Consider the following 21,304-nt stretch of genomic DNA (forward strand, 5'->3'; position numbering starts at 1 on the left):
TGGTGCCCCCACCAAGAATCGAACTTGAAATTTATCCTTACCATGGACATGTTATGCCATTTAACTATAGGGGCTAATTTGTTATTTTATTGAAGTATTTCTATAATAAATCATTTTTTCAAAAAATTGCCTTAATTTTTTTCATATAATGATTTATACCTACGGAGGAAATTTTATGGGCATTCATTACGATTATAAATCTACTAAAGGCAATAAGCTTATGGAGAAGCAGGCAAAGAGAGAAAAAAAGCTTGCTGAAAAAAAAGCAAAACGTGAAGCTAAAGAGGGACCAAAAGTTCAAGAAGAACCAGAGAAAACTTTAGATGCATCAAAGCCTATCACTTTAGATTTTTTAACTAATCCAGACAAATAATGAATGATAAAGAAAAAAATGAGAAGTTAAGTCTGGCTCTTAGAAAAAATTTAAAAAAAAGAAAAATTTTTCAAACAAAAAATAAGAAGAAAAGTAAATAATGTCAGTACTTTCTGATAAATCTATAAGGAAGTTAGCAGTTGAGCAGTCAATGATTTCTCCTTTTATAGATAAGCAAGTCAGGGATGGTAAAATTTCTTATGGACTTAGTTCATTTGGCTATGATGCAAGAGTAGGAGATGAATTTAAGATATTTCATAATGTTAATTCTTCTATCGTTGACCCTAAGGAGTTTAGTTCAGATAATTTTGTAACCAAAAAAAGCTCTGATTATATTATCATTCCTCCTAATTCTTTCGCTCTTGGAACTACTATTGAAGTCTTTAAAATACCAAGAGATATTATGTGTATTGTTGTTGGTAAGAGCACATATGCAAGAACAGGAATCATAGTTAATGTAACTCCAATTGAATCTGAGTTTTTTGGAACAGTTACTCTTGAGTTTTCTAATACCACACCGCTACCTGCAAAAATTTATGCAAATGAAGGTGTTGCGCAATTTTTATTTCTAAAAGGAGATCAGTCTCCTGAAACTTCATACGCTGACCGTAAAGGAAAATATATGGGTCAAACTGGAGTAACTTTACCAAAAGTATAATCATGAAAAAATTGGAAGTCTTTGGGGCAGCAAAGCTCAAGGGACAAATTAGAATTTCAGGTTCTAAAAATGCATCCCTTCCTATTTTAGCTGCAACATTATTATCAAATAAAAAGATATCTTTAGCAAACCTCCCAAGGGTAAAAGATATTGAAACAATGATACTTTTATTAAAGTCATTAGGTTCAATTATTGAAGATAATAAAAAAGAATTGATTATCAAAAATACCAAGCAAACAAAAACTTTTGCAGCTTATAGTTTGGTTAAAACTATGAGAGCAGGAATATTAGTTTTAGGACCATTACTTGCTAAATTTGGTAAAGCAAAAGTTTCATTACCTGGCGGCTGCGCAATAGGGACAAGACCTGTTGATATTCATTTACAAGCTCTATCAAAACTTGGAGTTAAATATAAAATTATCCAAGGTTATGTGCATGCTAATGCACCCAAAGGATTAATAGGAGCAAATATAAAATTTCCTAAAGTTTCAGTTGGTGCTACAGAAAATTTAATTATAGCCGCATGTTTAGCTAAAGGAAAAACAACTTTATCAAATTGTGCGATTGAACCTGAGATTAAAGATTTAGTTAATTTTTTAATTAATATGGGGTGTAATATTAAGTGGACTGCAAAGAGAACGGTTAGAATTGAAGGAGTGAACAATCTTAAAGAATTAGATTATTCAGTAATGCCGGATAGAATAGAGGCTGGAACTTATTTAATAGCTGCAGCATTAACTGAAGGAAATTTGAAAATTACTGGAATTGATCCTAAGATAATAAGTACTGAAATTAATATCTTAAAAAAAGTAGGATCAAAAATTACTTTAAAAAAAAATGAAATCCTTATTCAAGGAAGTAAAAAGATTAAAAATATAAATATTAAAACATCTCCTTATCCAGGGTTTCCAACAGATTTGCAGGCACAAATGATGGTATTATTATGTAAGGCTAATAAAAGATCTCATATTAAAGAAGAAATATTTGAAAATAGGTTTATGCACGTTGCAGAGCTTAATAGAATGGGAGCTAAAATTTCTATTAATGGAAATCAAGCAAGCATAGAAGGAAATATCAAATTTGAAGCAGCAGAATTAATGGCCACAGATTTAAGAGCCTCTGTATCTTTAATTCTTGCAGCTCTTGCAGCTAAAGGAAAATCAGTAATTAATAGAATATATCACCTTGATAGGGGCTATGAAGATATAGAGAAGAAATTAAAAAAAGTAGGGGCTAAAATTAAGAGAATTAATTAATGGATAAAAAATATTTATCAAAAATTATAGCTACAGATAATGAGGGATTACAAGTAATCTCAGCATGTTGCTCTGGAGCTGAAGTTAAAGTTAATGAAATTAAGTATCTTCAGAAAAACAAAGTTTTTCTATTATCATTAAAAAGATCTAAAGTAGAAACGGAAGAACAAGATAAAAAAATTACTAGTATTTGCAAATTTGAATTTGTAGATAGAGTTAAATCTAAAAATATTAAACAAAACGACCCTGAGGAAAAATTAGAGTTAATTGGGATGGATTATTTAAAAAATAATGACAATTATGAGATAAACTTAATGTTTACAAACAATGCATATATTACATTATCGACAGAAATAATTGAAGTAACTTTAGATGACCAAAACAAAGCTGATTAATGATTAAGATATTAGATAGTAAAAATAAAAACTTTGACAAAACTTTAGACGCATTACTGTCTAAACGAAAAAATAAAGTCCAACTTAATTCAGTTTCAGTTATTAAAATTATTAAAGATGTTAAGAAAAATGGAGATAAAGCTATTTTAAAGTATGAAAAGAGATTTAATAAAAATAGTATTATTGCCCCAAGCATAAAACAAATTAATAGAGCTATTCAGTCTTTAGATCCAAAAGTTAAAAAGGCAATAGATCTTGCTTATGATAGAATTTATAAATTCCATTCATTACAAAAATTTAAAAACATTTCTTATACAGACAAACTAAAAAATAAATTAGAGTATAAATACGTACCTATTGAATCAGTTGCAATTTATGTACCTGGTTCAACAGCTTCATATCCTTCCAGTGTTTTAATGAATGCAGTACCTGCAATTGTTGCTGGAGTGAAAAGACTAGTTATGGTTAATCCAGGTCAAAAAGGTAAACAAAATCCTGCGGTATTATATGCTGCTAAAAAATGTAAGATTAAAGAGATTTATTCAATTGGAGGACCATCTGCTATTGCAGCTGTTGCATATGGTACTAAGAAAATCAAAAAAGTTGACAAAATTATTGGCCCTGGAAATTCTTATGTAGCTGCAGCAAAAAAAGAAGTATTTGGAGATGTTGGAATTGAAGGAATGATTGCAGGTCCTTCTGAAGTGACAATTGTTTGTGATAAGTTTTCAAATCCTGAATGGATAGCGAGCGATCTAATAGGTCAAGCAGAACACGATAACCTTGCTCAATGTATTTTAATTTCAAAAGACAAATCAATTATTAAAAAAGTTAATTATGAAATTATCAATCAATTAAAAGAATTGCCTAGAGCAGTGATTGCAAAAAATAGTCTACTTAATAATGGAATTTTAATTCATATGCCGTCTGACCAAAAAATTATTAACACAGTAAATAAAATTGCTCCTGAGCACTTAGAGCTTAATACTAAGAACTATAAAAAGGTAGTGAGTAAGATTAAAAATGCAGGATCTATCTGTTTAGGAAAATATGCTGTAATGGCAATGACAGATTATAATGTTGGCTCTAACCATGTATTGCCAACCAATTCCTCAGCAAGATATTCAAGTGGAGTTAGTGTTAATGAATTTTATAAAAGAATTTCATATATAAACCTATCAAAAAAAGGGATTGAAACCCTTGGTCCATCAGTTATAACACTTGCAAACTACGAGGGTTTAGTGGGACACGCTAAGTCGGTAGAAAAAAGAATTAGGAGAAAATAAATTTGTCAAAACAAGAAATGCTGTCGTTCTCAGGAATTGTTGAGGATTTATTACCAAATGCAATGTTTAGAGTAAAATTAGAAAACGGCCATATTGTTACAGCTCATGCTGCAGGCAAATTGCGTAAGAACAGAATTAGAGTACTTCAAGGTGATAAGGTTCAAGTTGAAATGACACCTTACGATTTGACCAAAGGTCGTATCACTTTTAGAGGTTAATAAGGGGCCCTGTAGCTCAGTTGGTAGAGCATCGGATTGAAAATCCGTGTGTCACTGGTTCGAGTCCAGTTGGGGCCACCACCACCTTCCTTTAAAAATCCAAAAAATTATTGAAAAAATAAAAAAAATAAAATAATTTTTTATATAAATAATAAAAGGATAAGTAAAAATGAGCACACTAAAAGGAACAGTAAAGTGGTTTAACGGTAAAAAAGGTTTTGGCTTTATTGAAAGAGAAGATAAAGAAAAAGATGCATTCGTTCACGCATCAGCAGTAAAAACTGCAGGTATGCGTTTTCTAAACGAAGGTGATAAACTAGAATTTGAGATGGAGGATGGTCCGAAAGGCCCTTCAGCTGTAAATTTAAAAAAAATAGACTAGTTCTTAAACTTCAAAAATCTAAAAGGGCGTTTTATCCTTAAAAATAAGTTTAACGTCCTTTTATATTTAGGTGTTGAAAATTATTCTTAATTGTCTAAAAGACTGATCATGATTATAAATATTACATACAGAGAGACATCAAGAAGTACTCACAGACTTTGTTTCCATAGCCTTTAGGCTATTTATTTATAATATAATTTTAAATCCACACAAAAATAATATAAACACAAGGAATGCCTGGGTGGTGTAACGGTTAGCACGAAAGTTTGTGGAACTTTAAGTTTGAGTTCGATTCTCAGCCCGGGTACCAAAAAGATGAATAAAGAAAATAAACTAATTCCTGGGTTACCCTCAGGATTTGAAGATCGATGGGGCAAAAAATTAATTCTCAAGAAAAAGTTAATTAATATTATTGAAGCTAATTTTGTAAAATTTGGTTTTGGCGCTCTTGAAACGCCTTCATTTGAAATTTCAGAGAACATAGGATCATTTCTTGCAGATGATGATAGTAATCCTATGTCTGACGTATTCTCATTCAAAGATGGGGAGAAAAATATTACACTTAGATATGATTTATCAAGTCCATTAGCTAGATTTGTTGCTCAAAATAATCAGGAATTACCCTTACCTTATAAAAGATATCAAATGGGTGATGTATGGAGAAACGAAAAAGCAGGCAATGCTCGCTATAGAAGCTTTTTACAATGTGATGCAGATATCGTTGGTAACGTTAATCCAGCTCAAGCCAATGCCGAACTTTGTAATTTAATTGCAAGTACACTTCTTGCCTGTGGTTTAAAAAAAGATCAGTTCGTTGTTAACATTAGTAATAGAAAAATTGTTCAAGGTTTAATTGAAGACCTTAAAATATCCGATGATAAGAAGATAAAGGTTATGAGAGCAATAGATAAATTAGATAAGCCTGGCTTTGGCTTAAGAGGAGTTGAAGATTTATTAAAAGAAGAAAGAGTTGATGCAAGTGGAGCTGTTACAAAGGGTGCCAACTTAACTGATGATCAAGCTTCACAAATAATCAACTTCTTGAAAGTAAAAGATTTAAAAGAATTAAAAGAAAATTTAAAAAACTCTTTATCCCAAGAAGGAATTAAAGAACTAGAGGAATTATTAGAAATAGCAAGTTATGGAGATTATTTAGATCAAATAAAGACAAACTTTACAATTGTTAGAGGTCTTGCTTATTATGACGGATTTTGTGTTGAAACAAATTTAAATTTTAAGACAACAAATAACAAAGGTAAAGAAGTTGATATAGGAAGTATTTGTTCAGGTGGACAATATAACAAATTAATTTCAAGATTTAAGGGAGTTGATATTCCTGGAACTGGAATGAGTATTGGTGTTGACCGATTATTATTTGCTATGATGCAACTTGATCAAATTGAAGTTGATGAGAAAAAACCAGTCATTATTTGTGTAATGGATGAAAAGTATTTAAAAAATTATTATGAAATTTTAAAAGTTTTAAGAGACAATAATATTAACTCTGAAATATTTTTAGATAGTAAAAAAAATCTAGGAAAACAATTAACATATGCTAATAAAAAACAATGCCCGATAGCTGTTATTTGTGGTGAAAATGAATTTAAAGATAATACGATTACTTTAAAAAACCTTTTAGGAGTTAAAGGTGAAAACAATCAGTTAACGTTCCCAAAAGAAAATTTAATTAATGAAATCAAAAAATTTATCTGAAAAAATTCTTAGATCTGTTAAGTCTAAAAGGTTTAAATATATTGATTTACCTTCAGTAATTGAGGCCAATCATATCGTTCAACGATCTGGGGAAAATTTTAGAAAGTTTATTTTTTCATTTACTGATCAAAATGGTAGTGAGCTTTGTCTAAGACCAGATCTTACAATAGCATCATGTTTAAGATACCTAGAAAACAATCTTAAAGGAAAAGAGAAAATATTTTATAGCGGTCAGGCTTATAGAAAATCAAATAATAAAAAAGATTCTATTATTAGAGATCAAGTTGGCTTTGAGATCATTGGTTCTAAAGATGAAAAAAAAGATGATAAAGAAATTATTAATACAGCCCTAAAATCTTTATCTAATTTACAATATTCATCAGGGACTTTAAAAATTGGTAATGTTGAGATTTTCAATTTATTAATTTCAAAATTAGATATCCCAAAAAGATGGAAGTTAAGGCTTTCAAGACACTTTTGGAGAGAAGTATACTTCAATGATTTATTAAAAAGGTTAGAGACAAACTCTGATGTGGACCCAACAATTGTTGAGGTTGATAAAAAGAGATATCAAAAAATGCTAAAAGATAAACAGCAAACAGTAGTTGCTGGACGATCCATTGAAGAAATTTTAAAGAGATTTGATAACAAGATTAAAGATCCAAGAAGAGCTAGTAGAGGTAAAAACGTTTCAAAAATTATTAAAGAGTTTTTAAAAATTAACTGTCCAATAGGACAAGCTGCTAAAAACCTTAATATTTTTTTTAAAAAAAATAAAATTAATTTAGTTGTGGATCAAAAATATTTCCCAACTTCATTAAATAAAATTCAAAAATTAAATGTAGAGTTCTCAGCGTCTTTTGGGCGTCAATTAGAATATTATACAGGTATGGTCTTTAAAATTGATATTAAATCTAAATCTAAAAATATTAACATCATTAACGGTGGACGTTACGACAATCTAATTTCAGACCTTGGATCAAAAAAACAAGTTCCAGCAGTAGGAGCTGCTTTAAATTTAAATTACTAATGATAAAAAATATTATTAATATTGGTATTCCAAGCAAAGGTCGTCTTAGAAAAGATATTTTAAAGATATTTAAAAAAAATAAATTAAATTTAATCTCAGAAAGAGGTGAGAGAGATTTATTAGGATCTATTAAAAACTTAAATAATGTTAAAGTATTATATCTTCATACAAGAGAGATAGTTGAAAGACTTGGAGATGGCTCTTTAGATCTTGGCTTTTCTGGGTATGATTTATTAAAAGAAAGTGAAGTTAACATTCAAAAAAAGATAAGTGTTGTTAAGAATTATGGATTTGGCAAAGCAACATTGGTTGTGGCTATCCCAGACCCTTGGATTGATGTTCAAACGGTTGCTGATTTAGAAGAAATTGCTTTTGAATTTAAAGATAAAAAGAAAAAAAGATTAAGAGTGGCAACAAAATATCCCAATTTAACAAGGGAGTTTTTGTTTTCAAAAGGAGTTACTCAATTTAAATTAGTTAGTAGTTTAGGTGCAACTGAAGCGTATCCTTTTACAGAGTCATCTGAAATTATAACTGATATTACTTCGTCTGGTGAAACTCTAAGAGCAAATAATCTTCGAATTCTTAAAGATGGTGAAATTTTAAAGTCAGAAGCCTGCATGATGGCTTCAAAATCTTCTTTAAAAAATGGTTTGGTTAAAAAACTAGTTAAGTTACTTTCGAAGTAAAGTATCTTTTACGTAAATTAAAATAATCCTAATAATATCAAGGTTTCTAAGCACTGCGTAAGCTGTAACAATAGCTCCAATAATAAGTAGTATTTTTAGTATTAAGATTAATTCCATAGAGATAGTTTTAAATAATTACATATATAAATCAAATTTTTACTATAAAATATCTCCTAGAATCATGGACATAATTTTATTAACCGTATTAGTCTTGTTATTAGGAGTTGCTTTAGCAATCCTTTATCTAAACTTAAGGTCTAAGCCAAAAGATGATAGTGAAAATAAGGAAGCCGAAGAGATGGCCAATTTAAAGACAGAAATTACTTCATTAAAAGATACTTTAAATACTACTATTAATACTTCACTTGGTTCAATGTCGACTTCATTTAACAACCTATCAACTGGGGTAACTAAAGATATGACAGAGGCCTTAACAAAAGTTGATGAAAAAGTAGGAAACTTCAATAACCAAGTAGAGTTATTAAATAAAAGCCAAGAAGGTATAACAAAAATTTTAGCTGGAGTTAAAAAATATGGTGTTTTGGCAGAATTCAGTTTGGATGCTTTAATAAGAGATTTGCTACCTGCCAGTCAATTCATGACTAACGTTAAGATGAAAGAGGACACAAGCGAAAATGTTGAATTTGCAATTAAGCTTCAAGGAGATGTTCTAGTTCCAGTGGATAGTCATTTCCCAGTAGAAAAATTTAAAGCAATTACCGATGGTTATGACGCGGATGACAAAAGAGCTGTTGCAGATGCAAGAGCAAAATTAGCTACTGCATTTAAAGCAAAAGCTAAAAGTGTTAATGAAAAATATATTGTTCCACCAAAAACTACAGATTTTGCAATAGTTTATGCGCCAACTGAAAGTTTATATAAAGAATTAACTGAATACCAAGATCCAACTACTAAAGAATTATTGACTCAAGAATTAATGAAAAAACATAAAGTTGTAATCTGTGGTCCAAATACTCTTTCTGCTTATTTGCAATCATTACACATGGGCTTTCAATCTTTAAAAGTTCAAAAAGGTGCAACAGAAATCTACGATCATCTAAAAACAATTAGCTCAAGATTTGGAAAACATTTTGAAAATATAGTTGCTCTTAGAAAAAAATTAGAAGAAGCAATGATTGTTGTTGATAAGTTTGGAACAGATGCAAGATCGATTAGCAGAAGCCTAGAAAATATTAAAGATCCTGAACGAGTTGATAAAGCCGTTCAAACAGAAAATGTAGAAAAATTTGTTGACCATTCAAAACAAGCAAAAAATTAATTTCTTTTTTTCTTCAATACCGCTTATAACAAACTATATGCAGTGGAATAATAAATTTACTTATCCAAAATCTATGAGATCAATGGTGAGTGGTTCAAGGATGTATGCTGTAAATCAAGAAAAGCTTCCTTCAGTAACTTCCATATTACAAGCAACACAAAGTGAAGAAAAAAAAGCATCCCTTGCAAATTGGAAGGCAAGAGTGGGAGCTGCTGAAGCAAATAGAATTAAAAATGATGCTTCAAGCAGAGGCACATCAATGCATTCTCATTTAGAAAAATATTTATTAGGTCAATTAAATTTAGAGCTATTAGAAGAAGAGGCTAGCAAATCTAAAAAAATGGCAGACGAAATTATCGAACAAGGTATTAAAGGAAAATTGTCAGAAATTTATGGTACTGAAGCAACATTGTATTATCCTGGAAAATACGCAGGTACATGTGATGCAGTCGGTGTGTATGAAGGGCAAGAAACTATCATTGATTTTAAACAATCCAATAAACCAAAAAAAGAAGAGTGGATTGAGGACTATTATCTTCAATTAGGGGCATATTCATTAGCTCATAACGTTGTCCATAATTCAAAAATAACCCAAGGAATTGTTTTACTTTGCACTGTAGATAATTTATTCCAAGACTTTAGAATTCAAGGTGAAAAACTAGAAGAATACCAAAACAAGTTTTTAGAAAAAGTAGAACAATACTATCATCAACGGAATATGAACTAATATGAATTTAGCAATATGGGACATTGAGTCAAGTAGTGCCAATACTTCATGGGGAAGTATTATTGAAGTAGGTGGTATTTTAGTTGACCCTAATTTTAAAGAATTAGATCGTTTTAATTTTAGATGTAGATTACCAGAAGGAGAGGTTCCTCAAGCAATGGCTTTGATAGTTAACAAAACTAGTGTTGATTTATTAACTAAAGGAAATTTAAGTCATTACCAAATGTTATCTCAGTTAGAAGCAACATTTAAAAAATGGAGCCCAGCAATATTCATGGGTTGGTCAAACATTGGCTTTGATGATGAGATGATAAGAAACGAATTCTTTAGAGGAATTAGATATCCTTATATCACCAATGCAACCCCGAACAAAAGACATGATGGTTTAAACATTGCAAGAGGTGCCCATGCAGTTGATGAGAGTGTTATAAAAACTGAAACAAATGCAAAAGGTAATGCGGTCATGAAACTAGAATCGTTAGCTAGAATGAATGGCTTTGAATCAAGTGGAGCTCACTCAGCTTTATTTGATGCAGAACTAACTGTTAAAGTTTTAGGATTAATTAAAAAAAATCAACCTCAGACTTGGGATACATTTTTAAGAACAGCAAATAAGAGTGATACTGAGACGATATTTAAAACTGAAAAAATGTTTACATTAGCAGAATATCATTTTGGTAAAAATTATAGATTTGTAGTTGCACCACTTCACCCAAAACATTGTATTCACCCAATCTATCAATGGGGCCAAGCTTTTGATCTTAAAATTGATCCGATCCCATTATTTGATATGTCAATTTCTGAACTTAAAAGTGCTATTAAAAAATTAAAGTTTTTAAGAACTATACGATCAAATAAAGCTCCTATAATTCTAGACGCAAGTTATGGACTACAAGTTGAACCATATAGCAATCTTGATCCTGATCTAATTAAAGAGCGTGCAAAATTAGTAAACAGTAATGAGAGATTTTCTCAAAATGTTTTAACCGCATTACGAGAAACAGCTGAAGAAAAAGCACAATTCGATTCACAAGTTGATTTACTGGCAGAAGAGACAATTTATAAAAAATTTACTCCTCAAAAAGATACAGCTTTATTTCCAAAATGGCATGCAGCTTCTTGGAAAGATAAATTAATATTATTAGATAAATTTGAAGACGAGAGAATGGTAAGCTTTGGAAAAAAAATAATATATCAAGAATCACCTGAGACACTTCCTCCTGATATGTTTAAGACCATTAAACGTGGAATAGCCGAAAGAATATTAAGTGATGAAAAAGAAAAATGGTGGACATGCAAAGAGTTTTATTTTGAGTGTGATAATTTAAGAGATAGATATACCAACGAAAAAGATGAGAAAAAGCTCAAGTTTTTAGACGAAATTAATGAGTTCGTTGAAGGTATTCAAAAAAAATACGAACAAGCATAATAAGTCTCTGTTAATTAACTAAAAAAATCCTTTTTTACATATTGAATAAATCTAATAAGAATTTATATATGAAATATGCTTATTGATTTTAAAGACGAAGAATTTGAAACAAAAATTAAGAATGAAGATATCTCTGTAGTTCAATTTTCTGCAGAATGGTGTGCTCCTTGCAAGAGCCTTAAACCCATCATGGATAAGTTTTCAGATAGCTACAAAGATAAAGCAAACTTTTATTATGCCGACATAGAAAATGGTGGAATTAACACAGGTTCAGCTGCTGGTGTAAGAGGTGTACCAACTGTTATTGTTTACAAAAAAGGTATTGAAGTAGACAGAAAAGTTGGTGGAGTTGCTGAGAGTCAAATGAAAGAATTTCTAGATAAGAATATCTAGTTTAAGTTTAAAACTTCTCCCGCAAGATACAAAGACCCTGTAATTAAAATAATATCATTTTCTTGAAGATCAATTGAGCCAATTGCTTCCTCAATAGAATCTTTATAATTAATATTTTCAAAATTTTTAATTTTCTCTTTAAGTTCACTTCCCTTAATAGCATTGGGTTGATTTGGAATGTCAATTGTTGTTAAAGATTTAATATCTTTAAAGTAACTCATATATTCATTGTGGTCTTTGTTAGCCATCATTCCTAAAATAATATGTTTGTTACAATTTAGACTTTGAAGATATTCATTTAATACCTTTGCGCCAAGTGGGTTATGAGATCCATCAACAAATAATAAATTATTACTAGTTAAATCTTTTAATTTTCCAGATTTTAACTCTTGTAGTCGTGCGATACTTTCTATTTTAGTAATACCACTCTTAATATGTTCATCAGTTATTTTATAGTCTGCTAATTGTCTAACAGTTGCAATTGCTGTAGAGACATTTTCTAATTGAAATTCTCCAGGCAAATTGGGTTTTCGAAGTTTAAGAGAACCAAATTCATCTTCAAAATAAAAAAAATTATTTTCTTTTAAGGTAAAATTATAGTTTTTATTAAAGATTATTTTTTTAGAAGAGTTATCTTTAATTGTATCCTCAATACTTTTGTTAATTTCATTTGAGCTTTGTTTTGCAACTACTATTTTAGAGTTTAACAAAGTGGATGTTTTCTCAAATATTATTTTTTCAACTGTTTGCTCTTCTTTTGGAAGCCAGTCTAAGTGATCCAGACCAATAGCTGTTACAATAGTAGCTAAGTTTTTTTTTAAAATATTGGTTGCATCAAATCTATGAAATAGACCTGACTCAATTAAGTTAATGTTTTCAGGGTATTTCTTTGCATAATGAAAATAAGCAACAGTTAAAATTTCAAAGAAAGTGATTTGTGTTTGATTATTCGCTTCTTCTACTTCAGAAAAAAGATTGGCTAATTCATCATCTGTTAGAGGCTTATTGTTAAAGACAAATCTCTCATTAATTTTTTGAATGTGAGGACTGGTATAAATATTACATTTATAATCAGCCTCTTTTAAAATTGCATAAAGTGCCTGGATAGTTGAAAATTTTCCGTTCGTGCCAACAATAGAAATACAACTAATTTGATCTTGAGGATTGCCTAATTTTTCTAAAAGATTTTTAGTTCGATCTAGACTTAGATCAATCTCTTTAGGATGCAGCTTTTGTAAGCGCTCTACTATCTTCTGAAGTTTCATTTTCTGATGAATTTATAGCAGAATTTTTCTTTAACAATATTGATAATAATGATCCAATTTTTTCTCTTAAGTCTTTTCTCTCTACAATTAAATCTACAAAGCCAGTTTTTTCTACATACTCACTTCTTTGAAAGCCTTCTGGTAACTCTTCTCTTACAGTGCCTTGAATTACTCTTGCTCCTGCAAAAGCTATAAGAGCTCCTGGTTCTGCTAAGTGCAGATCACCTAACATTGCATATGACGCTGTAATACCACCAGCAGTTGGATCAGTTAGAACAACAATATAGGGTAAATTATTTTTCTTTAGTTCATTAATTGCAAGTGTCGTCCTTGTCATTTGACTTAAAGATATAAGACTTTCCATCATTCTCATTCCGCCACCAGAAGTAAACACTACAAAAGGTTGTTCATTTTCTATTGCATGTTGAATTCCGTATAAAAAAGCTTCACCTTCTGCAGCACCAATTGAGCCACCTACAAAATCAAAATCAGATGCAATTGCTGTGATTTTTAAATTTAGAATATTAGTATTAACAACCATCATTCCACAATCCATGCCAGTTTTTTTTCTAGCAGCTTTTAATCTATCTTTATAAGGTTTTGCATCATTCCAATTTAAAGGGTCATCTTGAGGAATTGGAGTTTTTAGAACTTCATAATTATTTTTGCCAAATATAATGTCAAATCTCTGACGTGGGTTTATTCTGTGGTGTTTGTTACAAGATGGGCAAACCCATAAGTTTTCTTCTAAATCTTTTTTTAAGATTGGCCCCTTACAACATGAGGTCCAGTCACTATTAGCTATCTCTGTTTTGGTTGCACGTGCTTTAATGATGGTTTTAATCTTTTCACCAAATCTTAAAGTTTTTTTAATCCAATTCATGCTATTTTTTTTCTTAACTTTAACACAATATTAGTTACATTTGTGACAGGATTTTGGCGTTTTTTAATAGAATTTGATATTTCTTTACATAAAGCACTGCCAACCACTAATCCATCAGCCTTTCTTAAAGATGCTATGGTTTTTTCAGTGATCCCAAAGCCTATTACAATATTCTTATTCTTGTTAAGTTTTTTAATTTTACCGTAACGCTCTAAAATTTTTTTAGGCGAAACCTTTAGCTTGCCACCAGTTGTTGAGAGCATACTGATATAATAGACCATATCATGTGAGTCTCTTATAATTTTTTTCATTCTGTCCAGAGACGTAGTAGGAGATACTAATTGAATAAAACTAATATCTTTTTTCTTACATTTTTTTGCAAATTCTTTATTTTCTGGATAAGGAAGGTCAACAACAATTAATCCATCTACTCCTACTTTTTTACAAATATTTATAAAGTTATTATCTCCATATTGATAAATCATATTATAATAACCCATCAATATTACGGGTTTTGATTGTTTTGATTTTTTAAAATTTTTAACTATTGAAAAAACATCTTTAATTTTGATACCATTTTTCAAAGCTCTATAAGCGCTTGATTGAATCTGTCCACCATCTGCAATTGGAGTGTTATGAGGAAATCCTATTTCGCAAATGTCAGCATATTTTGCAATTGATTTTAATATCTCAAGAGACTTCTTTTTAGTACTATCTCCAGCTACCGTGTAAGTTAGTAATGCAGGTCTCTTTTCAGTTTTTACTTTTTTAAATGCTAAGTTGATTATTGACATCTTAGTTAATTTTTCCCAATCTTTCTTTTAAAATATCACGATCCTTTTTGGCATCACCACAAGAATTAACAATAATGATAGTATCTTTGTTTAATTTTGGAGCAATTTTTATAGCTTCAGCAAAAGCATGACTAGGTTCAAGACTTGGGTTTATTTTTTCAAGTTTTGTAACTAGTTTGTATGCATTTAAAGCCGCCTCATCAGTTGCAGATGTATATCTTGCTCTTTTAGTATCTTTTAAGAAGCAGTGAATAGGGGATACCCCAGGATAATCTAATCCAGCAGAAATAGAAGCGGTATCGTTAATTTGTCCTTCACTATTTTGACAAACATAAGCTGCAGCTCCATGCAATATCCCAAGTTTAGCTCCATTAGTTAGAGGTGCTGCATGTAGTTTTGAATTTTTTGGTCCACCAGCTTCAACACCAATTAATTCAATCTGTTTTTTGTCATAATCAATAAACTCACTCCAAAACCCATAAGCTGAACTTCCACCTCCAACACAATTAATGAGTTTAATTTTTTTAGGCATCTTTTTAAATTCTGACTGAATTTGAACTTTCAATTCTCTTGAAATTTGAGCTGTACTCCAGCCACAAATTTTAACAAATATATTAGGGCCTACTGTTGATCCAACACACATATGGGTGTTATCACAATTTGAAACCCAATAACGCATGCATTCACTGACAGCATCTACTAATGTTTGGCTTCCTGAATAAACGGGTACAACTTCTGCACCATTCTTTTTCATTGCATCTACATTAGGCTTTTGTCTTTTAATATCCTTTGCACCCATGAATATTTTGCATTTAAGGCCAAATTTTTTAGCTGCCATACTCAGCATCTTTCCAGCATAACCTGCGCCCGTATCACCAACGACATATTTTTTCCCTGCTTTTTTAGCAATAAGGCAATGAACTGTTGCATTATAAATTTTATGAGCTCCTCCGTTCGCCTCTGACACCATTTTGGCATATATTTGAGCTCCACTTAAGTGATCTGATAGGTTTTGAAGTTTAACAAATGAAGTAGGAGAGCCTATATAATTCTTGAAATAATAGTCTCTTTCTTTAAGAAATTTCTTATCGTATCTAAGTTTTTCAAAAATTTCAGTTAAATCTTCAATAGGCTTTTTTAAAGTTTCAGGTATAAAATTACCACCAAATTTACCACCCCAAAATCCATTTTTGTTGTGCTGATCGATTAAAGGAATCTTTTTTTTAAGTTTCATTGTTAATTAATTTAATTTTATTTAAAAAAATATTTATTTTTGAAATATCTTTTAATCCAGATGTTTCTAGACCTCCAGAAATATCTATAATGTCTGCTATTTCTTTATAATTTTCAAGGTTATCTTCAATTTGAATATTCCCAGCAAGCATCAATTCTTTATTAATTTTAATATTTTTAATCAATTGATGATCAAAGGACATGCTTTTTTCATAACCTTTACTGTCGAATAATATTATATCTGCAAGTTCATTATATTCTAAATATTTAACTGTATCATTTTGATCTTTTACAGTTATTGCAACAATAATTTTTTTATTATATTTTTCTTTAACTGATTTAACTTCAGTAGGTGTACAATCATAAAGTTGATAATAATCGAATGGTAAATCCTTTATTTTTTCTAATATATCTTCATTAGGTTTAACTAATACAGCAACATATTCTGATTTTTTTTTATCAACTTTTAATAGCTTTTTAAGCTTGTCGTGTTCAACAAATCTTTTTGATTTAGGCCAATTACAAATAAACCCTATCATCTTAGGTGGGGTAGGATGGGAAGTTAAAAATTCTAAAGTTTTAGAGTCGGAGATCCCACAAATCTTGCAGGGTTGGATCATTGATTTAAGTGATTAATTAATCTTTTAATGTTGTTTTTGATATTACCCTTTATTAATGACCTTCCCATTACAATACCAGAAACTTTATTTTTAAAAGCATCATTTGGAGTCATTACTCTAGATTGATCATTTGCATCATCTCCAGGTAGCCTTATTCCTGGTGTAATAATAAATAAATTTTTATATTTTTTCCTAACTATTTTTGCCTCTTGTGCAGAACACACAATTCCAGCTGCACCTGATTTTTTTATAAGACCAGCTTGTTTTAATACTAGCTGCTCTACGGTCTTGGTGTGACCAATTTCTTTAAGAGATTTTTTGTTAAGGCTTGTTAAAATTGTAACTCCTATTACTTTTAAATTTTTGTTAATTGATTTAGCTTTTTTTGTAATAGCTTTAAGCATTTCAAGACCACCACTTACATGAACTGTAATATATTTACATTTCTTTAAATCTTTTAAACTATCCATTGCAGATAAAGCCGTTTGTGGAATATCATTTATTTTCAAATCTAAGAAATAATCTTTCTTAAAATTTTGAAGAAAAACTCTTCCACTTTTTGAATAAAAAAACTGTAAGCCAAATTTTGGAATTATTTGAAGTTTATTAGTTTTCGTATCGCTAATTATTTTTTTTATTTCTTTTAAGCTTGATGTATCACAAGCAACAAAGATATTTTTATTCATCATTGTTTAATTTTTTAAACATTTCCTTAGACATTTTAAAGTGAATTGTTTTTTTTTCAGGCGTATTCACTTTCTCTCCCGTTTTGGGATTTCTTGATATTCTTGCTTTTTGAATATTAGTAGAGAACATTCCAAAACCTCTTAATTCAACACGATCTCCTCGTTTAAGGGCCTGCTTTATTTCAGTAAGAATAATATCAGTAAACTTTTCTAGGTCTTTTTTTAAAAAATTTGGGTAGTTATTAGCGAGTTGTTTTAGAAGCTTTGATTTTACAATAGCCAATTTTTATTCGTCTTCTTTTTTCTTTTTCTCTAAATCATCAGATAATGATGAGAAAGGTAAGTTTTTACCACTTGCTTCAGAACCATAAGTATCTAGTGCAACTTTACGTTCAATTTCTTCTAAAAGTTTAATACTTAATGTTGCTTTTCTTTTATCTATATCTAACTCTTGAATAGCACAGTCAATTCTTTCTCCACCAGTAAATCTAGCAGGTCTTGCGTCAGCTGCGTTTATAGCTATTGCAGATTTTTTAATAATGAAGTCCATTTCACAGCCCTCAGGTCTTACAACAAGACCTTTGTTGTCAGTTGAAATAATCTTAACAGTGATAGTTTGTTTAACTTTTTTATCATTAAACCAATCAAAAGGGTCTGGTTGAGTTTGACGTAAGCCAACTCTAACTTTTTGTTCTGCTGCTTTTACTTCTAACACTTTAACTTTTAATTTATCGCCAATTTTATATTTTGCTAATTCTTCTTCACCATTATTTAGGTAAGTTAAATCATTACAATGCAAGAAAGCATCAATATCTAAGCCATCAACTTTTAAGAAAATAGAATATTCATTTTTACTTGCAACTTCACCCTCAACCTCAGATCCAATTTGGTAAGTTTTTTCAAATGTTTCAAAAGGGTTATCAGTTGTTAAACGGTGAGATATTGCCACTCTTCTTTTTTCTTTATCAATTTCAGTGATTACACAATCAATTTCATCTCCAACTTTAAACATTTTTTTTGCAGAAATATTTTTTTTAGTCCAACTTAATTCACTTGAGTGCAATAAAGTTGATAATCCTTTTTCAAGCTCACAAAAAGCTCCAAAGTCCATAAGCTTAACGACTTTTACTTTATAGATTTTGTTTAGTTCGTAATTTGAAATGTTTTCAAAAGGGTCTGGTGTAAGCTGTTTTACTGAACAACCAACCTGAAGCTTTTCAAGATCAACACTGATTACTTTAAGGTCATGTTTCTCACCAATTGTAAAAACTTCATCAGGATGATTAACTCTTGAATAAGAAATTTCTTGTAAGTGAACTAAAACATCAAGCTCACCATTAACACTAAAAAAACAACCAAATGAACTATAGCCTTTTACTTCAGCACCTTTAATTATATCTCCAACTTTGAATTTTTCGACAATTTTAATTTTATCTTCTTTTTTAAATGATGAGATTATTTCTCTTCTAGAAACACATGCGTTCCCTCTAACTTTATCTAATTTTATTAGAGCAAATTTTTGAGGCTCATTCATTAAATGACTAATATCTTTTAATGGTTTATCTGAAATTTGAGATCCAGGTAAAAACATTAAAGAACCAGTATCGATGTGCTCAACTATACATCCACCTTTAACACGTCCAGTAATTTTACCCATGATAGGTTCATTTTTTTCATACGCTTCAACAAGTTTGTCCCAACCTTGAATTTTTTGGGCTTTTGAAGCTGATACTAGTACTTCACCTTTTTTATCTTCTAATCTCTCAAGAAGAACAGAAATTTTTTCACCCACTTTTGCTTTATCAAGCATACCCATGCTTTTTAATTCATTAATATCTAAGATAGGTTCTGATTTTAAACCAGGTACTTCAAGAAATACAAAGTTATCAGTAACTTTGTTTACTACACCAGTAATAATTTTTCCTTCTTCAAGATTTGCTGTTTTAGTAAACTGTGAATTTAGTAATTGTTCGAATTTTTTAGAGGCAGGGTTTGAAAGGTCTTTATAAATTTCCATTAAGCTTTGAGTTTTCTATCCATAATTTGTTTAATTTTTAAAAAGCATGATCTTTTAGTTAAATTCGTGGTATTAATCAAGACCGAATCTCGAGTTCTCATAAGAGGTGAAACTTTTCTATTATAGTCACTTTTGTCACGGTTTTTGATACTTTTTAGGACTTCATTAAAAGATATTTTCTTATTTAGTCCTTTTAACTCTTTATACCTTCTTAAAGCTCTAGTCTTAGTATTTGCTGTTATGAAAAATTTAAAATCAGCATCAGGAATTATCTTATAAGTTATGTCTCTTCCATCTAAACAAGATCCATTATACTTTTTGGGAGGATGATAAGCGCTTTTAATTTGAAATGCATGAACAAGTTTTCTTATTTTTTTATCTTTTGATATAATTGATGCCATTGTTCCAACTTCATCCGATAATAATTTTTTATTTTGCAAATCTTTCATAGTTAATTTGAGCATCTTTTTTTTTATTAAACTATGACTATACTTATTTGGTTGAGTAAGTTTAATATTTGCAATTAATCTATAAATTTTTCCTGTATCTAAATAAAATAAGTTAAAATGTTTAGAAATTAATTTTGCTTGAGTGCCAGCACCAGCAGCAGCAGGTGAGTCTATAGCGATTTTAATTTTTTTTTTAAGTTTCATAGTGATGAATGGTTTATATTTTTAATTATCTTCAAAAAAGATGGAAAGGAAGTGTTGATAGAATCTTTATCGTAAATTTTCCATTTTCCGCCAAAGGTTAAAGCAGCAATTGTGCTCATCATAAAAACTCTGTGATCCTTTAGATAGTTTTTAACAGTTATTAGTTTTTTTATTTCTAAATCAGGTTGTCCATAAATCTTAATAGAATCGTTTGTTAAATCTGTTTTTATACCCATCATATTTAAAATTTTAGAACCCCAAATTAATCTTGGACTTTCTTTTTGGTTAAGTTCTGAAAGGTCTTTAAAATAAGAAATACCTTTTGCTTTTGCTGCAATTAAAAAAATAACCAAAAATTCATCAATGGCACTACTATTTAATTCTGCTGGACAATTAATAGCTTTAAGTTTTTTTGAACTTTTTATTAAAATATCAGAAATTTTTTCTCCTCTATAATTTTTTTGGTTTTTAACTATTATTTTGGCTCCCATCTTTTTTAAGATTGTAATAATTCCCATTCTAGAAGGATTGATATTTACATTCTTAATTAAAAGTTTTGAATTATCAGCAAGCGTTGTTAGTACCATAAAAAAAGCACTGGAACTTATGTCTCCTGGAATTTGATAATTGAAGGCATTAATTTTTTTTGGTTTTTTAATATCTATAAAATCAAACTTTTTAGTCTCTCTTACCTTGATTGGAATTTTTAAATATTTAAAAAGTAATTCTGTGTGATTTCTTGATTTCTTTGCTTTAATAGAGGTTGTTCCTGATGCATTTAGTGCTGCAAGCATTACGCTACTTTTGCATTGAGCTGAACCTTTGTTCTCAAAATATTTAATACCTTTTGCTGATTGTGTGCCAAGAATTGTTAAAGGTAGTTTATTCTTTATTTTATAAGAAAATTTAACCCCGAATTTTCTTAGAGGTGTGGTTACTCTTGAAAAATCTCTTTTAGATAAACTTTTGTCACCAATTATCTTTATTTTTTTTGTAGATTTAATTAAAAGACCTAGAATTAATCTACCAAGTGTTCCAGAATTTTTAGCATCAATTGTTAAATTTTTATTGTATTTAAAGCCATTAATCCCATTGCCTACTATTTCACAGTAATTTTTTTGTATCCGCACTTTTATGCCAAGTTTTTTGATGCTATCAATTGCAGCTAATACATCTTCTGACATTAAAAGGTTGTAACCTTTTGATTTTCCAATTGCTTGAGAAGCTAAAAGAACCCATCTTATGCTTAAACTCTTGTCTCCACTAACTCTTATTTGTTTATTAAATTTTTTTATTTTATCCTTAATTATGAGTGTTTTTGACAT

The 21,304-nt window shown here is 29.8% G+C and carries 24 protein-coding genes and 3 tRNA genes; 16 read left to right on the forward strand and 11 right to left on the reverse strand.

The features are described from left to right. Positions 1-74 (reverse strand) — tRNA-Thr (locus AC5SLY_RS00315). Positions 75-175: 101 nt separating this feature from the next. On the opposite strand from AC5SLY_RS00315, the gene AC5SLY_RS00320 reads away from it, so the two are divergent. The 16 genes from AC5SLY_RS00320 (at position 176) to AC5SLY_RS00395 (ending at position 11,828) form a co-directional block, all read left to right on the forward strand. After that, entirely contained in the window at positions 176-373 is a 198-nt protein-coding gene (locus tag AC5SLY_RS00320) for a hypothetical protein (protein WP_006997433.1), read from the forward strand. Positions 374-473: 100 nt separating this feature from the next. Continuing rightward, entirely contained in the window at positions 474-1,031 is a 558-nt protein-coding gene (dcd, locus tag AC5SLY_RS00325) for a dCTP deaminase (protein ID WP_006997431.1), read from the forward strand. A gap of 2 nt (positions 1,032-1,033) precedes the next feature. Then, positions 1,034-2,287 carry a UDP-N-acetylglucosamine 1-carboxyvinyltransferase gene (gene murA / locus AC5SLY_RS00330; RefSeq protein ID WP_011281735.1) on the forward strand — a complete coding sequence of 418 codons (1,254 nt, stop codon included), beginning with the start codon at positions 1,034-1,036 and terminating at the stop codon, positions 2,285-2,287. Continuing rightward, positions 2,287-2,682, forward strand: a complete 396-nt coding sequence (locus tag AC5SLY_RS00335; RefSeq protein WP_006997429.1) for a DUF2948 family protein — start codon at positions 2,287-2,289, stop codon at positions 2,680-2,682. The genes murA and AC5SLY_RS00335 overlap by 1 nt, the downstream gene beginning before the upstream one ends. Further along, the gene (gene hisD, locus AC5SLY_RS00340; protein WP_006997428.1) at positions 2,682-3,968 is read left to right on the forward strand and encodes a histidinol dehydrogenase; all 1,287 of its coding nucleotides are present in this window, start codon (positions 2,682-2,684) and stop codon (positions 3,966-3,968) included. The genes AC5SLY_RS00335 and hisD overlap by 1 nt, the downstream gene beginning before the upstream one ends. Before the next feature lie 2 nt (positions 3,969-3,970). After that, positions 3,971-4,186, forward strand: coding sequence for a translation initiation factor IF-1 (gene infA / locus AC5SLY_RS00345; protein ID WP_006997427.1), 216 nt, complete (start codon positions 3,971-3,973; stop codon positions 4,184-4,186). A 5-nt stretch (positions 4,187-4,191) separates the two neighbouring features. Then, positions 4,192-4,267 (forward strand) — tRNA-Phe (locus AC5SLY_RS00350). 88 nt (positions 4,268-4,355) lie between these two features. Beyond that, positions 4,356-4,568, forward strand: coding sequence for a cold-shock protein (locus AC5SLY_RS00355; protein WP_006997426.1), 213 nt, complete (start codon positions 4,356-4,358; stop codon positions 4,566-4,568). Between the two features lie 235 nt (positions 4,569-4,803). Further along, positions 4,804-4,878: transfer RNA gene (locus tag AC5SLY_RS00360), tRNA-His, on the forward strand. A gap of 5 nt (positions 4,879-4,883) precedes the next feature. After that, on the forward strand, positions 4,884-6,281 hold the full coding sequence (hisS, locus tag AC5SLY_RS00365) for a histidine--tRNA ligase (protein WP_494598844.1): 1,398 nt from the start codon (positions 4,884-4,886) through the stop codon (positions 6,279-6,281). Then, entirely contained in the window at positions 6,259-7,311 is a 1,053-nt protein-coding gene (locus tag AC5SLY_RS00370; protein WP_494598845.1) for an ATP phosphoribosyltransferase regulatory subunit, read from the forward strand. Before hisS ends, AC5SLY_RS00370 begins: the two co-directional genes overlap by 23 nt. After that, positions 7,311-8,000: an ATP phosphoribosyltransferase gene (hisG, locus tag AC5SLY_RS00375; protein WP_494598846.1), complete on the forward strand. Its 690-nt coding sequence runs from the start codon at positions 7,311-7,313 to the stop codon at positions 7,998-8,000. The genes AC5SLY_RS00370 and hisG overlap by 1 nt, the downstream gene beginning before the upstream one ends. Before the next feature lie 181 nt (positions 8,001-8,181). Continuing rightward, positions 8,182-9,279: a DNA recombination protein RmuC gene (locus AC5SLY_RS00380; protein ID WP_494598847.1), complete on the forward strand. Its 1,098-nt coding sequence runs from the start codon at positions 8,182-8,184 to the stop codon at positions 9,277-9,279. A 37-nt stretch (positions 9,280-9,316) separates the two neighbouring features. Then, a complete protein-coding gene (locus tag AC5SLY_RS00385; RefSeq protein ID WP_027306781.1) occupies positions 9,317-10,006 on the forward strand; it encodes a hypothetical protein in 690 nt (229 codons plus the stop codon). A 1-nt stretch (position 10,007) separates the two neighbouring features. Next, positions 10,008-11,435 (forward strand): exonuclease domain-containing protein, encoded by a 1,428-nt coding sequence (locus tag AC5SLY_RS00390; RefSeq protein ID WP_006997420.1) that lies wholly within the window; start codon positions 10,008-10,010, stop codon positions 11,433-11,435. Positions 11,436-11,510: 75 nt separating this feature from the next. Further along, on the forward strand, positions 11,511-11,828 hold the full coding sequence (locus AC5SLY_RS00395; protein WP_494598848.1) for a thioredoxin family protein: 318 nt from the start codon (positions 11,511-11,513) through the stop codon (positions 11,826-11,828). Here the strand turns inward: AC5SLY_RS00395 and AC5SLY_RS00400 are convergent. The 10 genes from AC5SLY_RS00400 to aroA are packed head-to-tail and all read right to left on the reverse strand — an operon-like array spanning position 11,825 to position 21,304. After that, positions 11,825-13,093 carry a bifunctional folylpolyglutamate synthase/dihydrofolate synthase gene (locus tag AC5SLY_RS00400; protein ID WP_494598849.1) on the reverse strand — a complete coding sequence of 423 codons (1,269 nt, stop codon included), beginning with the start codon at positions 13,091-13,093 and terminating at the stop codon, positions 11,825-11,827. The two genes, AC5SLY_RS00395 and AC5SLY_RS00400, sit on opposite strands and share 4 nt — an antisense overlap. Next, positions 13,047-13,976 (reverse strand): acetyl-CoA carboxylase carboxyltransferase subunit beta, encoded by a 930-nt coding sequence (locus AC5SLY_RS00405; protein WP_006997417.1) that lies wholly within the window; start codon positions 13,974-13,976, stop codon positions 13,047-13,049. The genes AC5SLY_RS00400 and AC5SLY_RS00405 overlap by 47 nt, the downstream gene beginning before the upstream one ends. Then, complete coding sequence (gene trpA / locus AC5SLY_RS00410) at positions 13,973-14,770, reverse strand: tryptophan synthase subunit alpha (RefSeq protein WP_494598850.1); 798 nt, start codon at positions 14,768-14,770, stop codon at positions 13,973-13,975. The genes AC5SLY_RS00405 and trpA overlap by 4 nt, the downstream gene beginning before the upstream one ends. A 1-nt stretch (position 14,771) precedes the next feature. Then, complete coding sequence (trpB, locus tag AC5SLY_RS00415; RefSeq protein ID WP_494598851.1) at positions 14,772-16,004, reverse strand: tryptophan synthase subunit beta; 1,233 nt, start codon at positions 16,002-16,004, stop codon at positions 14,772-14,774. After that, on the reverse strand, positions 15,994-16,623 hold the full coding sequence (locus AC5SLY_RS00420; RefSeq protein ID WP_271485504.1) for a phosphoribosylanthranilate isomerase: 630 nt from the start codon (positions 16,621-16,623) through the stop codon (positions 15,994-15,996). Before AC5SLY_RS00420 ends, trpB begins: the two co-directional genes overlap by 11 nt. Then, positions 16,620-17,312 (reverse strand): orotidine-5'-phosphate decarboxylase, encoded by a 693-nt coding sequence (gene pyrF, locus AC5SLY_RS00425; RefSeq protein ID WP_494598852.1) that lies wholly within the window; start codon positions 17,310-17,312, stop codon positions 16,620-16,622. The genes AC5SLY_RS00420 and pyrF overlap by 4 nt, the downstream gene beginning before the upstream one ends. Beyond that, positions 17,302-17,592 (reverse strand): HU family DNA-binding protein, encoded by a 291-nt coding sequence (locus tag AC5SLY_RS00430; protein WP_006997412.1) that lies wholly within the window; start codon positions 17,590-17,592, stop codon positions 17,302-17,304. The genes pyrF and AC5SLY_RS00430 overlap by 11 nt, the downstream gene beginning before the upstream one ends. Before the next feature lie 3 nt (positions 17,593-17,595). Next, positions 17,596-19,326, reverse strand: coding sequence for a S1 RNA-binding domain-containing protein (locus AC5SLY_RS00435; RefSeq protein ID WP_494598853.1), 1,731 nt, complete (start codon positions 19,324-19,326; stop codon positions 17,596-17,598). Continuing rightward, the gene (locus tag AC5SLY_RS00440; RefSeq protein ID WP_020169046.1) at positions 19,326-19,979 is read right to left on the reverse strand and encodes a (d)CMP kinase; all 654 of its coding nucleotides are present in this window, start codon (positions 19,977-19,979) and stop codon (positions 19,326-19,328) included. The genes AC5SLY_RS00435 and AC5SLY_RS00440 overlap by 1 nt, the downstream gene beginning before the upstream one ends. Continuing rightward, positions 19,976-21,304, reverse strand: coding sequence for a 3-phosphoshikimate 1-carboxyvinyltransferase (gene aroA, locus AC5SLY_RS00445; RefSeq protein WP_494598854.1), 1,329 nt, complete (start codon positions 21,302-21,304; stop codon positions 19,976-19,978). The genes AC5SLY_RS00440 and aroA overlap by 4 nt, the downstream gene beginning before the upstream one ends.

It is taken from the genome of Candidatus Pelagibacter sp. PS_23, assembly GCF_059417905.1.

Excerpts from the sequence above, each read along its gene's own strand:
- AC5SLY_RS00320 (WP_006997433.1), top strand. The coding sequence starts at position 176 with ATGGGCATTCATTACGATTATAAATCTACTAAAGGCAATAAGCTTATG.
- dcd (WP_006997431.1), top strand. The coding sequence starts at position 474 with ATGTCAGTACTTTCTGATAAATCTATAAGGAAGTTAGCAGTTGAGCAG.
- murA (WP_011281735.1), top strand. The coding sequence starts at position 1,034 with ATGAAAAAATTGGAAGTCTTTGGGGCAGCAAAGCTCAAGGGACAAATT.
- AC5SLY_RS00335 (WP_006997429.1), top strand. The coding sequence starts at position 2,287 with ATGGATAAAAAATATTTATCAAAAATTATAGCTACAGATAATGAGGGA.
- hisD (WP_006997428.1), top strand. The coding sequence starts at position 2,682 with ATGATTAAGATATTAGATAGTAAAAATAAAAACTTTGACAAAACTTTA.
- AC5SLY_RS00355 (WP_006997426.1), top strand. The coding sequence starts at position 4,356 with ATGAGCACACTAAAAGGAACAGTAAAGTGGTTTAACGGTAAAAAAGGT.
- hisS (WP_494598844.1), top strand. The coding sequence starts at position 4,884 with ATGAATAAAGAAAATAAACTAATTCCTGGGTTACCCTCAGGATTTGAA.
- AC5SLY_RS00370 (WP_494598845.1), top strand. The coding sequence starts at position 6,259 with ATGAAATCAAAAAATTTATCTGAAAAAATTCTTAGATCTGTTAAGTCT.
- hisG (WP_494598846.1), top strand. The coding sequence starts at position 7,311 with ATGATAAAAAATATTATTAATATTGGTATTCCAAGCAAAGGTCGTCTT.
- AC5SLY_RS00380 (WP_494598847.1), top strand. The coding sequence starts at position 8,182 with ATGGACATAATTTTATTAACCGTATTAGTCTTGTTATTAGGAGTTGCT.
- AC5SLY_RS00385 (WP_027306781.1), top strand. The coding sequence starts at position 9,317 with ATGCAGTGGAATAATAAATTTACTTATCCAAAATCTATGAGATCAATG.
- AC5SLY_RS00390 (WP_006997420.1), top strand. The coding sequence starts at position 10,008 with ATGAATTTAGCAATATGGGACATTGAGTCAAGTAGTGCCAATACTTCA.
- AC5SLY_RS00395 (WP_494598848.1), top strand. The coding sequence starts at position 11,511 with ATGCTTATTGATTTTAAAGACGAAGAATTTGAAACAAAAATTAAGAAT.
- AC5SLY_RS00400 (WP_494598849.1), bottom strand. The coding sequence starts at position 13,093 with ATGAAACTTCAGAAGATAGTAGAGCGCTTACAAAAGCTGCATCCTAAA.
- AC5SLY_RS00405 (WP_006997417.1), bottom strand. The coding sequence starts at position 13,976 with ATGAATTGGATTAAAAAAACTTTAAGATTTGGTGAAAAGATTAAAACC.
- trpA (WP_494598850.1), bottom strand. The coding sequence starts at position 14,770 with ATGTCAATAATCAACTTAGCATTTAAAAAAGTAAAAACTGAAAAGAGA.
- trpB (WP_494598851.1), bottom strand. The coding sequence starts at position 16,004 with ATGAAACTTAAAAAAAAGATTCCTTTAATCGATCAGCACAACAAAAAT.
- AC5SLY_RS00420 (WP_271485504.1), bottom strand. The coding sequence starts at position 16,623 with ATGATCCAACCCTGCAAGATTTGTGGGATCTCCGACTCTAAAACTTTA.
- pyrF (WP_494598852.1), bottom strand. The coding sequence starts at position 17,312 with ATGATGAATAAAAATATCTTTGTTGCTTGTGATACATCAAGCTTAAAA.
- AC5SLY_RS00435 (WP_494598853.1), bottom strand. The coding sequence starts at position 19,326 with ATGGAAATTTATAAAGACCTTTCAAACCCTGCCTCTAAAAAATTCGAA.
- AC5SLY_RS00440 (WP_020169046.1), bottom strand. The coding sequence starts at position 19,979 with ATGAAACTTAAAAAAAAAATTAAAATCGCTATAGACTCACCTGCTGCT.
- aroA (WP_494598854.1), bottom strand. The coding sequence starts at position 21,304 with ATGTCAAAAACACTCATAATTAAGGATAAAATAAAAAAATTTAATAAA.